A 14,042-nucleotide genomic window follows, 5' to 3' on the forward strand; every position below is an offset into this window, starting at 1 on the left:
ACGTTTTTTAATAAGATTTGCATCAAATTTACGCTTTGTTTTATTCATTGCGTGAGATACGTTGTTTCCAACCATCGCTTTCTTTCCAGTAAGTTCACAAACTCTTGACATTTCTTCTAACTTTAAATATTGTTATTTTATCTTGTTTATTAAAAATCTATAAGAGATGATTTTAAACAGGCTGCAAATTTAGTAAAACTTTATAATATCAACAAACTAAAATTGTTACTTTTTTAAAATTTCTTTTTGAAGCATTTCAAAAGCCTTGTTAACAGCTTTCCTAATTACTTTTGTTCTATGGTTTCCAAAATTAAATTCTTCTGAAAAAACCTTGTCTTTTGTAGCTATAGCAATAAAAACCGTTCCTACGTCTGCATCGGAATCGCCTTTATCCGGCCCGGCATTTCCAGTGGTAGCAATGGCATAATCTGCTTGAAACATGGTCAAAACATTTTGTGCCATAGCTTCTGCAACTTGAGAACTTACTACGGAATGCTTATTAATGAGTTCTTTTGGAACTTTTAAAACATCTATTTTCGATTGGGTAGCATAACTAACCACACTGCCTTTAAAATAGTTTGAAGCTCCCGGTATTTTAGTGAGCGACTCGGCTATTTTTCCTCCGGTACAACTTTCGGCCGTAGCCAAGGTCTTTCCTAGATGGGTTAACTGATTTCCTATAACAGCCTCAATAGAATCGTCGGCTTCAAAACCTACAAAAACATCTTTCAATTGTGGCAATAGCTTATCAATTTGGTGTTGCATTTCAGTTTCAACCAAGTTCTTGTCCATGTTCTTAGCAGATAAGCGCAAACGCACCCTTCCTAATCCTGGCAAATAAGCCAACTTAATAAAATCTGGTAAATTGTCTTCCCAAGCTTCAATTCTTTCAGCTAAAGAACTTTCGCCTAAACCATAAGTTAAAAGAGTTGTGTGTTTGATATATGGAAACTGATAGGCTTCCCTTAATTTAGGAATCACTAGGTCTTCCATTAAAGCTTTCATCTCAAAAGGAACTCCTGGAAGCACAATAAATATTTTACCATTTTGTTCCAACCACATGCCTGGAGCGCTCCCATTTATATTCATTAAAACCTGAGCCTTTGAAGGCACCAAAGCTTGGTCGATGTTTAATTGAGATAGAGGTTGCTTGATTTGATTGTGCCAAAGATTTTTGATATTTATTAAAACAGCATCACTTTGCACCAAGGAATCATTAAAATATTCGGTAATGGTTTTTTTGGTGATATCGTCTTTTGTAGGACCTAGGCCACCAGTAATGATGATGATTTCAGCATTGTTCTCCGCCTCCTTTAAAGCTTTTAAAATATGTGCTTTATCGTCTTGAATAGACTCGATTTGATACACGGAAACACCAATAGCATTAAGTGCTTTACTAATAAAAGCTGAATTGGTATCTACAATCTGCCCGATTAGAATCTCGTCGCCTATGGTAATTATTTCTGCTTGCATTACAGATTAAAGTCTGTTTTCATTTCGTTCGAAGCTTTTTCTACCGCACGGAGAACATTGATTAGTTCCTCAGAAATATCCAAATCTGTCTTTTCAAACTTTCCCCAATCCTGAACTTCAATTAAATCATGAAGTACACCAAGCTCGAATAAATCGATAGTTGGTTTCATTTTATGCGCAGCTTGATACGTTGAATAATAGTCCCTATTTGCGACAGCATTTTTTAAGGTTTCTGCATCTTCAGGAACTTCACCTAAAAAGGCCTCGGCCAAAGCTTTTACAAAATCCTCGTCGCCATCAGCCAATTCACGAACACGATATAATTTATAATTTACTTCCATTTATTTTACTGTTATTGAAAACATTTGTTTGTTTTCTATAAATCCCACTAATTTATCATTTGCATCGACTCTTCCAACCCCAGCAGGAGTTCCTGTAAAGATAATATCTCCAATCTTTAAAGTGAAATATTTTGAGATATATTCTATCAACTCATCAATTTTCCAGAGCATGTGCTTGGTATTGCCTGTTTGAACGACTGTACCATTTTTTTTTAGTGAAAAGTTGATATTGCTTAAGTTATCAAACTCTGTTTTTGGCAACCAATCGCCAATTAAAGCTGCTCCATCAAAGGCTTTTGCTTTTTCCCAAGGCAGACCTTTTTCTTTGAGTTTTGCTTGTAAATCGCGTGCTGTGAAATCAATTCCCAAACCAATTTCATCGTAATATTTAGGGGCGAATTTTTTATCGATATACTTCCCTACTTTCGTTATTTTGACCAAAACCTCCACTTCATGATGTACATCATTTGAAAAATCTGGAATAAAAAAAGGTTGTTTCTTCATTAAAACAGCCGTGTCCGGCTTTAAAAACACAACAGGATCGGTTGGTTTTTCGTTTTCCAACTCTTTAATATGATCTGTATAATTCCTTCCAATACAAATAAGTTTCATTATTGTTTGTCGTTGATTTGTTATATAATTGAAGACTGAAACTGTAAACCGGTTAATCCAGCTTGTTATTAAATGATCTTAATTTAATGGATGTCAATACTTTTTTGGTATATAACGGAAAATCGGCATTTAACAACCAACCAAAATATCCGGGTTCAGTTTCTAGCACATCTACAACCCGTTTGCCTTTATGTTTTCCGAAAGAAAAACACTCTTCTCCTTCTTTATTATAGATTAGGAATCCAGCAAAATCGGCAAACTTTTTACGGGAGCTAAATTCTGCCAAAAACTTGGTATCGTTTTCCAATTCGTCGTATTTAGCTATTTGTGCTTTTAGAACTTCGTAAGTGGCGAAAGTATCGGCTTCTGCACTATGTGCATCGTCCAGGTTTTTATCGCAATAGAATTTATAAGCTGCAACAAGTGTTCTTTGTTCCATTTTATGAAAAATAGTCTGTACATCTACGGACATTCTGTTTTTCATATCAAAATCGACTTCAGCACGAAGCATTTCTTCTGCTAACAAAGGAATATCGAATCTGTTGGAATTAAATCCGCCCAAATCTGAATCTTTAATCAGGTTATGGATTTCCTTGGCCAACTCTTTAAACGTTGGTTTATCTGCTACATCGGCATCTGTAATTCCATGGATTTTAGTAACTTCAGCAGGAATTGGAATGGTAGGATTTACTAAGCGTGTATAACGTTCTTCTTTCCCATCTGGATGTACTTTTAGAATGGAAATCTCCACAATTCTGTCGCTTGAAATATTAACTCCAGTAGTTTCTAAATCGAAAAAACAAATGGGTTTTGTAAGATTGAGTTGCATGTTTATTTATTTTGGACAAAGGTAATGAGAATAAATAAAAAAGGGGTTTTTATGTGAAATAAAGGTTAAATGTAGCTTTTGGTTTTTAATAAAATGAAAAAAGCACCATCCGAAGATGGTGCTTTTAGTTTTATCTACATGTGAATTGCTTATTTTTACTTCACAAGATTCCTTTTTCAAAAGGATTTTAGATCTCTCTATTTGAATCCCAAGCTTCTAAATAATCTTTAACCGCTTTTACAAATTGTCCTCCAAGCGCACCGTTTACCACTCTGTGGTCGTAAGAATGCGATAAGAACATTCTGTAACGGATGCCTATAAAATCGCCTTCAGGAGTTTCTACAACTGCAGGCACTTTTCTAATGGCTCCAAGTGCTAAAATACCTACTTGTGGCTGATTGATTATTGGTGTTCCCATGATGCTACCAAAGGTACCAACATTAGTAACTGTATAAGTTCCACCTTGGATATCGTCTGGTTTCAACTGGTTCAATCGAGCTCTGTTGGCTAAATCGTTTACTTTTTTAGTCATTCCAACCAAATTAAGTTGGTCTGCATCTTTAATAACAGGAACAATTAAATTTCCATCTCCTAAGGCTGCAGCCATTCCTAGGTTGATATGTTTTTTCTTTATAATGGTATCTCCTTGAAGAGAAACATTCATCATAGGGAAATCGCGTAAAGCTTTTGCAATGGCCTCCATGAAAATTGGAGTAAAGGTTAAGTTTTCACCCTCACGTTTTGCAAATGCATCTTTTACTTTGTTACGCCAGTTCCATATTTTAGTTACGTCCGCTTCAATAAAACTTTGTACGTGCGCCGAAGTTTGAACCGATTCTACCATGTGATGAGCAATAATTTTACCCATTCTGGTCATTTCTATAATTTCGTCGCCTCCACTTGCCACAACAGGAGCTGCCGCAGGTTTTGTTGGAGCTGCTTTTGGAGCTTCAACGGCTTTTACTGGTTGTGGTGCAGATTTTCTAGATTCTAAATGGGCTAGAATATCGTTTTTTGTAACACGACCATCTTTTCCTGTTCCAGAAATGGTATCTAATTCTGCTTGTGAAATTCCTTCTTCTTTAGCAATATTTTTAACTAAAGGTGAATAGAATCTATCTTCTGATGAGCTAACAGCAGCAACAGTTTCTTTGGCAGCTTCAACCGTTTGAGCCACTTGAGCTAAGGGTTCTTGCTTAACTGATTCTGCTTTTGGAGCAGCAATATCAACTGAGCCTTGACCTTCGGTTTCGATAATGGCGATAACCTGTCCTACTTGAACCACATCGTCTACGTTGAATAATTTTTCAACTAAAACGCCTGTCACTTCGCTAGGCACTTCGCTATCAACTTTATCGGTTGCAATTTCCAGAACCGCTTCGTCTGCTTCAATGGTATCTCCTACTTCTTTTAACCAAGAAGTAATGGTTGCCTCCGCAACACTTTCACCCATTTTCGGGAGTTTCAATTCAAATTTTGCCATATCTGTAATGGAAAGGTATTTTTTTAAATTATGACTGCAAAATTAATGAAAATTCATCTAATCTATTACAGTTTCTTTAATTAATTATTTTTAATATGAATAACTTCTCCACGACTTTTAGAACTATTGCTCCCTAAAACCACTTGGGACGTTTTCAATAAAAATTTAAAAGTACTAGGCTGTTTTATATGATTTTTCGACACCATCTCGATGGCTTTCTTAAAACCTAAAAAATCCGTATCTAAAATATATTCAAAATTTGGAAGATAATTGGTTACAGCTGCCTGCGTATCTAGTTTTTTATTTAAAGTAGCTTGAAGCTGTGGATTGCTTTTATTGGAAACAAAAACGTATTCGATAACTTCATGAAAAGACTCTTCTCCTTTGGGATAAAAAATAGAAACCACTTTAATTCCCATCCATATTAAGGTATTAAAAATCCAATTGGGTTTAAAATGTTTTTCAAAAAACAATTGCATAGCGCCATTAAATCGTTTGGCATAGGCTTTATCTTTTAAGGTACTCTCGCCTTTAAAGTGAATGACCGCAGTTTCTGAATTGTAATAATTTTGATACCCAGCTTTTAATATTTTATAAGAGAGATCGATGTCTTCTCCATACATAAAATAATCTTCATCCAAACCGCCAACTTCGTTGTAAATACGTTTTTTTATAATCATAAAGGCCCCAACCAACATCGGAACTTTCCCTGTTTGATCTGGACTTAAATGGTGCGCATAATAAGGTTTGGAATAACCAAACAATTTCTTGATAGAAACCAAAGGTGTCGGGATATTTCTCTTGCTTTCTGGCAGGAATTCACCTTTACCATCTATTAGTTTACATCCTAAAATTCCTAAATCTGGTGTGTTATCGGCAAATTTTAAAAGAATTTCGAAGGTATCTTCGGCAACCACCGTATCTGGATTTAAAATGCAAAGATATTCGCCTTGAGCTTCTTTTATTCCCAGGTTATTTCCTGCAGAAAATCCGTCGTTAGACTTGTTTTCAATAAGTTTTACGTTTGGAAACAATTGCTTGACCATGTCGCAACTATCGTCTGGAGACATATTGTCCACTACAATAATTTCAGCATCCAGATTTGTAATGGCTGCTTCGACACTTCTTAGGCAGAGCTCTAAAAAATAACGTACATTATAATTTAATATGATAACAGATAACTTCAAGATATGTGGTTAAGATTTTAAGGAGGCTTCAAAAGGAATGCGGTTAATAATACTTCGTCCAAGGGTAATTTCGTCTGTATATTCCAACTCATTTCCAACCGAAATCCCTCGAGCAATGGTTGAAGTTGTTACGTGATAATCCTGTATTTGTTTGTAAATATAAAAATTAGTAGTATCTCCTTCCATGGTGGATCCCAAAGCAAAAATAAGTTCTTTTACAATTCCTTGTTTTACTTTTTCAACCAAAGGCTGAATGTTTAAATCGTTTGGACCAATGCCATCCATTGGTGATATTTTCCCTCCCAATACATGATATAACCCTTTAAAAGAACTGGTGTTTTCTATGGCCATAACATCGCGAATATCTTCCACCACACAAATAATCTCTTGTGTTCTGTGCGGATTTGCGCAAATTTCGCAAATGTCATTATCACTAATATTATTACAGCTTTTACAGAATTTTATTTCTGTTCTCATGGACTCCAAAGCCTTAGCCAACTGAAGCGTTTGATCTTCTGGCTGCCTGAGTAAATGCAACACCAAACGCAAGGCTGTACGCTTACCAATTCCAGGTAATTGAGACATCTCACTGACTGCTTTTTCTAAAAGTTTAGATGAAAATTCCATGGTGGCGAATTTACTACTTAAGGTCAAATTACACTAATTTTCTAAGATTCTTTTTAAAACAAAAAGCTTCTTGGATAAAAATTTGGAATTTGCCACATAATACGTGTAATTTGAACCCTTGAAACAGATTTTCCTATGAATGCAACTCAAATAATCCTACTTATTTTATCCTACTTTGGAGTTTTAATTTTAATTTCTTATTTCACAGGGAAAAAATCTGATAACGATGCATTTTTTAAAGGAAACAAGCAATCGCCTTGGTATTTAGTGGCCTTTGGAATGATTGGCGCATCGCTTTCTGGGGTGACTTTTATTTCGGTTCCTGGTTGGATTGAAGCTTCGCAGTTTAGCTATATGCAAGTGGTTTTGGGTTATATAGTTGGCTATTTAGTTATAGGAACTATTTTACTCCCTTTATATTACAAGCTTAATTTAACCTCAATTTACACGTATTTAGAAGAGCGTTTTGGCGATTACTCATATAAAACCGGAGCTTCTTTTTTCTTAATCTCCAGAGTTGTAGGTGCTAGTTTTAGATTGTTTTTGGTTGCAAATGTGTTGCAGGTTATTCTTTTCGATGAGATTGGCATTGCTTTTTGGCAAACAGTTATTATTACCGTTTTGCTCATCTGGTTATACACCTTTAAATCTGGAATAAAAACGATAGTTTGGACAGATACCTTACAAACACTGTTTATGTTAATTGCAGTTGGGGTAACTATCTATTTTGTGAGTGATGAATTGGGTTTAAATACAGGAAACATCTTAGGATATGTTTTAGATAGCGACTTATCGAAAACTTTCTTTTTCGACGATTATAAATCCAGCGACTACTTTTGGAAACAGTTTATTTCCGGGGCTTTTATTGCTATTGTAATGACCGGTTTGGACCAAGATATGATGCAAAAAAACCTAACCTGTAAAACCCTTAAAGATGCACAAAAAAACATGTTTTGGTTTACCATCGTCTTAACCGTTGTAAACTTTATATTTTTATGTTTAGGCTTGTTATTAACAGTTTATGCACAGCAAAATGGGATCGATGCCCATAAAGACGATTTATTTCCATTACTAGCAAAAAATCATTTAGGAACTGGTGTTTTTGTGTTTTTCCTCATCGGATTGATTGCAGCAGCATACAGTAGTGCCGACAGTGCTTTAACAGCTTTAACAACTTCTTTTAGTATCGATATTTTAGATATTGAAAAGAAATTAGACAAAAAAGCACAGGTTACCAAAAGAAAGCAAATTCACATACTTTTTTCTTTTATTTTAATTCTTGTTATTATTTCGTTTAAATATATCATTAAAGACGAAAGTGTTATCGCCAAACTCTTTGTATTTGCTGGCTATACTTATGGACCATTATTGGGTTTATATGCTTTTGGCTTGTTTACAAAATGGCAGGTAAAGGATAAATTGGTTCCAATCATAGCCATACTTTCACCTATATTATCTTATGTGATAAGTATACTTAGTGCAAAATGGCTTGGTTTTGAATTTGGGTTCTTTATTTTAATCCTAAACGGATTATTAACCTTTTTTGGGTTATTATTGATAAAGAGGAAGGCTTAGTTTTTAAAAAATGACTCCTGTGTGTTATTTCAATGAGAAACACAGCGTTTTCCACTTATAACTATAGTGCACTTTAAATACTTTAGACACTTATAACTCAAGAACTCTAGCACACTTTAAATACCTTAGGCACTCATAACTTTAATCACTATTTCAATACTGCTTTGTAGAAAGCAAGACCAATGTACAGGCCACTTCAAAATCGATATCGTTCATTTCTAAAATATTATAGAATTCTGGGTTTTCCGTTCCTGGATTAAAAACAACACGTTTTGGATTTAAGGACAGGATATAATCGTAATAAGAAGCTTGATTTTTAGGGTTTAAATAGAGGGTCACGGTATCTATATCTTTATACGGCATTAAATCCGTATCAATAGATACGCCATCTATAGTTCCTTGTTTTAAACCAATAGCCACAACTTCATGACCCGATTGTTTTAAACGGTTGACTGCCATATTTGAATATTTATCAACTTTTAAGGAAGCTCCAAGCACTAATGTTTTTTTACTCATCTGTTAAATGGTGTTAAGCAATGTTAAAAATAGTAACAATACTCAAAAATAGGCGTCTATAAACTAAATACAAAATAAGAACTCTTAAAATAAACTTATAAAATATTTAATAGTCAACATAATAGTTGATGGTTAGTGTTAAGTCTGGCTATTAAATTGAGAAAACCCAAAGCGGATGCTTTGGGTTTTTAATTTTTAACTGTTAAATGATAGTTAAATACCTCCTTCAATGAAATAAAAACAACATTTCAGCGTCTATAGTAGTAAGTGATAAGTTTAAGTAGACAACTATAAAAACTTTTTATGGTTAGTGTTAGTTAAAATTGGTTAGTAGAGAAAAACCCGAAACATAACAGTTTCGGGTTTTTTGTATTTTTATAGATCGCTATTGAGATTAATCTGTCTGCAAACAACTAGGGCCTTATTACCACTTAATAATAACGGATCCCCAGGTAAAACCACTTCCAAAAGCAGCAAGCACCACGGTATCTCCTTCTTTTATTTTTCCTTCTTCCCAAGCTTCAGTTAAAGCAATTGGAATAGATGCAGCAGTTGTGTTTCCATATTTCTGAATATTATTAAACACCTGATCATCTGTTAATTTAAATTTTTTCTGAATAAATTGAGCAATTCTTAAATTGGCTTGATGTGGAATCAACATATCAATATCGCTTACTTGAAGATTGTTTTTTTCCAAGCCTTCATTTATAACTTCACTAAAACGAACCACGGCATTTTTAAATACAAATTGGCCATTCATATACGGGAAAAAACTTTCGTCTTCCGGATTGTTTTCAGCAATAATATCTGTTACCCAACGGGTTCCCATCCCTGGTGCTTTTACCACCAATTCTTCGGCATATTCCCCTTGGGAATGTAAATGCGTAGACAAAATTCCTTTGGAATTATCTTCTTCTCTAGTTAAAATAGCAGCTCCTGCTCCATCACCAAAAATAACCGAAACACCTCTTCCTCTATCCGTTTTATCCAAACCATGAGAATGTAATTCACTTCCAATAACAAGTATGGTTTTATACATCCCCGTTTTTATAAAATTATCTGCAACAGACAAGGCATACACAAATCCAGAACATTGATTACGGACATCGAGTGCTCCAATCGTTTTTATGTCTAATTCCTTTTGAATAAAAACACCTGGACCAGGAAAGTAATAGTCTGGACTAAGAGTAGCAAAAACAATAAAATCGATATCGTTTTTATCAATTCCAGCACGTTCTATAGCAACCTTAGCAGCTTTTAAACCCATTACAGATGTGGTGTCTTCAGAGCCTGGTTTTACCCAACGTCTTTCTTTTATTCCAGTACGTTCTTGAATCCACTCATCATTAGTGTCCATCATTTTGGCCAAATCATCGTTGGTCACTACATTATTGGGAACATATTTTCCTAAACCAATAATTTTCGAATTATACATAAATAAGTATTTTTAGTCGTTTAATCAGACTCGCAATTTAATCATTAAAAGTAGGATTCTTATAATTTTTAATTCTATAATATGAATTTCATAGACACTTCCCTTTTTAACAAGCTTTTTAATAATTTCAAATGATCGTTTTAGGTTTCACCTTACTCATAGCATGTTCCGAAATAGCAGTAATAGATAAAGACGGATTTACTCCTGGATTTGCCGAAATCATCGAGCCATCACAAACTAACATATTTTTATAACCAAAAACGTTATTCTGTTTATCGATGACACCTTCTTGAGCATCTTCGGCCATTACAGCGCCACCTAAAATATGTGCAGTAGTTGGAGTTCCTAATAAAGCATCTGTAAAATTAGCATAAGGAATGCCATTTACTTTTTCAGCAACCTGTTTTCCTAGTTCCATAGCTTCTGGAATAAACGCACTTGGTTTTGGACCAGATTCTTTAACGGTTTTCATTTTGGTAAACTTTCCTAATTTTATTTGTAGCGTACTATCCAAAGTTTGCATAAACAATAGGATGGTTGTGCGTTGGGCATAATTTTTAGAAAAGATGGTTTTAAAAAATCTGGAAGGTTGTTTAAAAAACAAACCTATAATACCAAACAATCTAAAAATCATAAATTTATTATGAATGGTTGGCATGGTCAAGACTTTTGAAAAGCTAGAACCTTCACCATATCGCACAGGTTCTAAATGACTATTTTTATCTGTATGTAAAATCGAACCAATAGCTATTCCTTTGGAAAAGTCTTTCGGATTTTTATCTGTAGAAGTCACTAATAACAAAGATTCATTATTGGTTCTAATGTTTTTTCCAACAGCATCGGATAAATTAGGCAAGGAGGATTTTTTCAGTTTTAATAACAAAGGAACGGTTCCCATAACTCCTCCAGAAAATATAACGCCTTTTGTTTTAACGCTCGATTTACTGCTTTTTCCTATACTCGATTTAAAATCTATTTTATAACCATCGGCACCATCTTCATTCCCTAAAACCGATACATTAAAAACTTCTTTTTCGGCTAAAATTTCAGTTCCTAATTGCTGTGCCAAATACAAATAATTTTTATCTAAGGTGTTTTTTGCATTATACCTACACCCAGTCATACAAGCACCGCAAAATACACAACCCGTTCTATCTGGACCTTTACCATTAAAGTAAGGATCTGCCACTTTTTTACCGGCTTCACCAAAGTAAACGGCTACTTTTGTAGCTTCAAAATGAGCTTCTTTTCCAATATCTTTTGCTAGATTTTTAATCAACAAATCCGATTCGTACAGTTTTGGATTGGTGCTTGCTCCCAACATTTTATAAGCCGTATCGTAAAACGGCTTTAGCTGGTTTTCCCAATCGTTTAGATGTGCCCAACTTCCAGTGTTAAAAAATTCTTTTTTAGGAATTGGCAAGGTATTGGCATACGTTAAAGAGCCTCCTCCCACTCCAACACCAGAAAGAACCGTCACATGATTTAAAAAAGTCATTTTAAAAAATCCATGAAGTTTCGCTTTTGGTTCCCAAAGCCATTTTTTTAAATTCCAATTGGTTTTAGGGAAATCTTTATCCTTAAACCATTTTCCTTTTTCAATAACAAGGACTTTGTATCCTTTTTCCGAAAGTCGCAAAGCACTTACAGAACCTCCAAAACCACTTCCAATAATCACATAATCGTAATCTAACTGCACAGAATTTCATTATTAGTATGAGGTTTAAAGATAGTATTTTGACCTTTATATCTTATAAATATTCATAGAAGTTCTAAATTTTAAATTGTATTTACATGAGATTTCCACTTTCGTGGGAATAGCGTGTCAGTTTGTCACTTTTTAATACTTGGCATTTTTGTTGACTTTATAGTATCATTAGAAATAAATAGATTATTAATAAGATTCCTTCTAATGAGGGAATGATAAATACAATAAATTATGACAAAAGGAAATATTAATGTTTCGGTAGAAAATATCTTTCCATTAATTAAAAAATTCCTGTATAGCGATCACGAAATCTTTTTACGTGAATTAATTAGTAACGCTACAGATGCTACTTTAAAACTGAAACATTTAACAAGTATTGGAGAAGCTACCGTTGAATATGGCAACCCAAAAATTGAAATTAAAATTGATAAGGAAGGTAAAAAACTTCATATTATCGATCAAGGTTTAGGAATGACAGCCGAAGAAGTTGAGAAGTATATCAATCAGATTGCTTTTTCAGGTGCTGAAGAATTTCTAGACAAGTATAAAGATTCTGGAAAAGACACCGGAATCATCGGTCATTTTGGTCTTGGTTTTTATTCGGCATTTATGGTTGCAGAAAAAGTAGAAATCATCACAAAATCCTATAAAGATGAACCTGCTGCTATCTGGACCTGCGACGGAAGCCCAGAATTCACTTTAGAGCCACACGATAAAACAGAAAGAGGTACAGAAATAATTCTTCATATTGCTGAAGATTCGACAGAATTTTTAAAAGAATCACGCATTAACGAATTATTGACCAAGTATAACAAGTTTATGCCTATTCCAATTAAATTTGGAACTAAGGAAGTGACCATTCCTTTAGCAGAAGATGCTCCAAAAGAAGCAAAACCTGAAAAGGAAACCGTTGATAACATCATCAATAATCCAAATCCAGCTTGGACCAAACAACCAGCAGACTTAGAAGATAAAGACTATAAAAGTTTTTATAGAGAATTGTATCCAATGCAATTTGAAGAGCCTTTATTCCACATTCATTTAAATGTTGATTATCCGTTTAATTTAACAGGAATCTTGTATTTCCCGAAGATGACCAACGATTTAAATCTTCAGAAAGATAAAATCCAATTATACCAAAATCAGGTTTTTGTAACAGATAATGTAGAAGGAATTGTTCCAGAATTTTTAACCATGTTGCGTGGTGTGATCGATTCGCCAGACATTCCGTTAAACGTATCTCGTTCGTATTTACAAGCTGATGGTGCGGTAAAAAAGATATCTTCATACATTACAAGAAAAGTTGCCGATAAGTTAAAATCTTTATTCAATGAAAATAGAGAAGATTTTGAAGCCAAATGGAACGATATTAAAATAGTGATTGAATATGGCATGCTTTCAGAAGATAAGTTCTTTGAAAAGGCTGATGCTTTTGCCTTATACCCAACGGTTGATGGAAAATATTATACTTATGAAGAACTTTTCAATAAAGTAAAAGACAATCAAACAGATAAAGATGGAAAATTAGTACTTCTTTATGCGTCTAATCAAGATGCACAACACAGTTATATTGAAGCTGCAACAGCAAAAGGATACGAAGTGTTGTTGTTAGATTCTCCTATTATCAGTCATTTAATGCAAAAATTAGAATCTACTAAAGAAAACATCTCTTTTGCACGTGTAGATGGAGACCATGTAGATAATTTAATTAAGAAAGACGACACTAAGATTTCTAAATTATCTGAAGAGCAACAAACCGAATTGGAATCTCTTTTAAAAGAAGTAATTCCTGCTGAAAAATTCTCGGTACAGTTAGAATCTATGGATAGTGAAGCAACTCCTTTTATGATTACGCAACCAGAATTTATGCGCAGAATGAAAGAAATGCAACAAACCGGAGGTGGTGGTATGTTTGGAATGGGTAATATGCCAGACATGTACAACTTGGTAGTAAACACAAATTCTGAATTGGTAAGTGAAATTTTAACCACTAAAACAAAAAAGAAACAAGAACGTTTAATTACACAAAGTTTGGATTTAGCCAGATTGTCTCAAGGACTTTTAAAGGGCGAAGAACTAACGAACTTTATTAAACGCAGTTACGAATTATTAAAATAAGAAAATTTATGTATGGAATTTAAAACCATACAGACATTAAAAACAAACCACCTAACAAGCGTGTAGGTGGTTTTTTTATGCCTTGTCATAAAATAACCATTTAGGTAAAATGACACTCCTGAAATAACATGTATTTAC

13 protein-coding genes are annotated in these 14,042 nt (G+C 34.0%); 2 read left to right on the forward strand and 11 right to left on the reverse strand.

Going from position 1 to position 14,042, the window contains the following annotated elements; translation table 11 throughout:
• The 8 genes from rpmB to recR all read right to left on the reverse strand — a co-directional run.
• On the reverse strand, positions 1-111 hold a 111-nt coding region (gene rpmB, locus VKY47_RS13235; protein ID WP_324313360.1), incomplete at its 3' end, for a 50S ribosomal protein L28.
• Positions 112-225: 114 nt separating this feature from the next.
• A complete protein-coding gene (locus tag VKY47_RS13240) occupies positions 226-1,473 on the reverse strand; it encodes a competence/damage-inducible protein A (RefSeq protein WP_324313297.1) in 1,248 nt (415 codons plus the stop codon).
• Complete coding sequence (locus VKY47_RS13245) at positions 1,473-1,814, reverse strand: Hpt domain-containing protein (RefSeq protein WP_324313298.1); 342 nt, start codon at positions 1,812-1,814, stop codon at positions 1,473-1,475. Before VKY47_RS13245 ends, VKY47_RS13240 begins: the two co-directional genes overlap by 1 nt.
• Entirely contained in the window at positions 1,815-2,426 is a 612-nt protein-coding gene (locus VKY47_RS13250; RefSeq protein WP_324313299.1) for a fumarylacetoacetate hydrolase family protein, read from the reverse strand. It lies immediately after the preceding gene.
• Between the two features lie 52 nt (positions 2,427-2,478).
• Positions 2,479-3,255: a 3'-5' exonuclease gene (locus tag VKY47_RS13255; RefSeq protein ID WP_324313301.1), complete on the reverse strand. Its 777-nt coding sequence runs from the start codon at positions 3,253-3,255 to the stop codon at positions 2,479-2,481.
• Between the two features lie 187 nt (positions 3,256-3,442).
• Entirely contained in the window at positions 3,443-4,738 is a 1,296-nt protein-coding gene (locus VKY47_RS13260) for a dihydrolipoamide acetyltransferase family protein (RefSeq protein ID WP_324313302.1), read from the reverse strand.
• Between the two features lie 80 nt (positions 4,739-4,818).
• Positions 4,819-5,925 carry a glycosyltransferase family 2 protein gene (locus VKY47_RS13265; RefSeq protein WP_324313303.1) on the reverse strand — a complete coding sequence of 369 codons (1,107 nt, stop codon included), beginning with the start codon at positions 5,923-5,925 and terminating at the stop codon, positions 4,819-4,821.
• Positions 5,926-5,934: 9 nt separating this feature from the next.
• Positions 5,935-6,552 (reverse strand): recombination mediator RecR, encoded by a 618-nt coding sequence (gene recR / locus VKY47_RS13270; RefSeq protein ID WP_324313304.1) that lies wholly within the window; start codon positions 6,550-6,552, stop codon positions 5,935-5,937.
• Positions 6,553-6,687: 135 nt separating this feature from the next.
• On the opposite strand from recR, the gene VKY47_RS13275 reads away from it, so the two are divergent.
• Positions 6,688-8,127 (forward strand): sodium:solute symporter, encoded by a 1,440-nt coding sequence (locus VKY47_RS13275; RefSeq protein WP_324313305.1) that lies wholly within the window; start codon positions 6,688-6,690, stop codon positions 8,125-8,127.
• Positions 8,128-8,280: 153 nt separating this feature from the next.
• On the opposite strand, the gene VKY47_RS13280 is transcribed toward VKY47_RS13275, so the two are convergent.
• The 3 genes from VKY47_RS13280 to VKY47_RS13290 form a co-directional block, all read right to left on the reverse strand.
• Positions 8,281-8,643: a CoA-binding protein gene (locus VKY47_RS13280; protein WP_324313307.1), complete on the reverse strand. Its 363-nt coding sequence runs from the start codon at positions 8,641-8,643 to the stop codon at positions 8,281-8,283.
• 424 nt (positions 8,644-9,067) lie between these two features.
• Complete coding sequence (locus VKY47_RS13285; protein ID WP_324313308.1) at positions 9,068-10,078, reverse strand: 3-oxoacyl-ACP synthase III family protein; 1,011 nt, start codon at positions 10,076-10,078, stop codon at positions 9,068-9,070.
• A 127-nt stretch (positions 10,079-10,205) separates the two neighbouring features.
• Positions 10,206-11,777, reverse strand: a complete 1,572-nt coding sequence (locus VKY47_RS13290) for a GMC oxidoreductase (RefSeq protein ID WP_324313309.1) — start codon at positions 11,775-11,777, stop codon at positions 10,206-10,208.
• A 240-nt stretch (positions 11,778-12,017) separates the two neighbouring features.
• On the opposite strand from VKY47_RS13290, the gene htpG reads away from it, so the two are divergent.
• The gene (htpG, locus tag VKY47_RS13295) at positions 12,018-13,904 is read left to right on the forward strand and encodes a molecular chaperone HtpG (protein WP_324313310.1); all 1,887 of its coding nucleotides are present in this window, start codon (positions 12,018-12,020) and stop codon (positions 13,902-13,904) included.
• The last annotated feature ends 138 nt before the right edge of the window (positions 13,905-14,042 follow it).

This window comes from Xanthomarina sp. (genome assembly GCF_035306705.1).
Classification (GTDB): Bacteria; Bacteroidota; Bacteroidia; order Flavobacteriales; family Flavobacteriaceae; genus Xanthomarina.

What these genes read in the sequence shown, in the direction of transcription:
- VKY47_RS13260 (WP_324313302.1), bottom strand. Translation starts at nt 4,738, where the DNA reads ATGGCAAAATTTGAATTGAAACTCCCGAAAATGGGTGAAAGTGTTGCG.
- VKY47_RS13240 (WP_324313297.1), bottom strand. Translation starts at nt 1,473, where the DNA reads ATGCAAGCAGAAATAATTACCATAGGCGACGAGATTCTAATCGGGCAG.
- recR (WP_324313304.1), bottom strand. Translation starts at nt 6,552, where the DNA reads ATGGAATTTTCATCTAAACTTTTAGAAAAAGCAGTCAGTGAGATGTCT.
- VKY47_RS13255 (WP_324313301.1), bottom strand. Translation starts at nt 3,255, where the DNA reads ATGCAACTCAATCTTACAAAACCCATTTGTTTTTTCGATTTAGAAACT.
- VKY47_RS13250 (WP_324313299.1), bottom strand. Translation starts at nt 2,426, where the DNA reads ATGAAACTTATTTGTATTGGAAGGAATTATACAGATCATATTAAAGAG.
- VKY47_RS13245 (WP_324313298.1), bottom strand. Translation starts at nt 1,814, where the DNA reads ATGGAAGTAAATTATAAATTATATCGTGTTCGTGAATTGGCTGATGGC.
- htpG (WP_324313310.1), top strand. Translation starts at nt 12,018, where the DNA reads ATGACAAAAGGAAATATTAATGTTTCGGTAGAAAATATCTTTCCATTA.
- VKY47_RS13285 (WP_324313308.1), bottom strand. Translation starts at nt 10,078, where the DNA reads ATGTATAATTCGAAAATTATTGGTTTAGGAAAATATGTTCCCAATAAT.
- VKY47_RS13275 (WP_324313305.1), top strand. Translation starts at nt 6,688, where the DNA reads ATGAATGCAACTCAAATAATCCTACTTATTTTATCCTACTTTGGAGTT.
- VKY47_RS13280 (WP_324313307.1), bottom strand. Translation starts at nt 8,643, where the DNA reads ATGAGTAAAAAAACATTAGTGCTTGGAGCTTCCTTAAAAGTTGATAAA.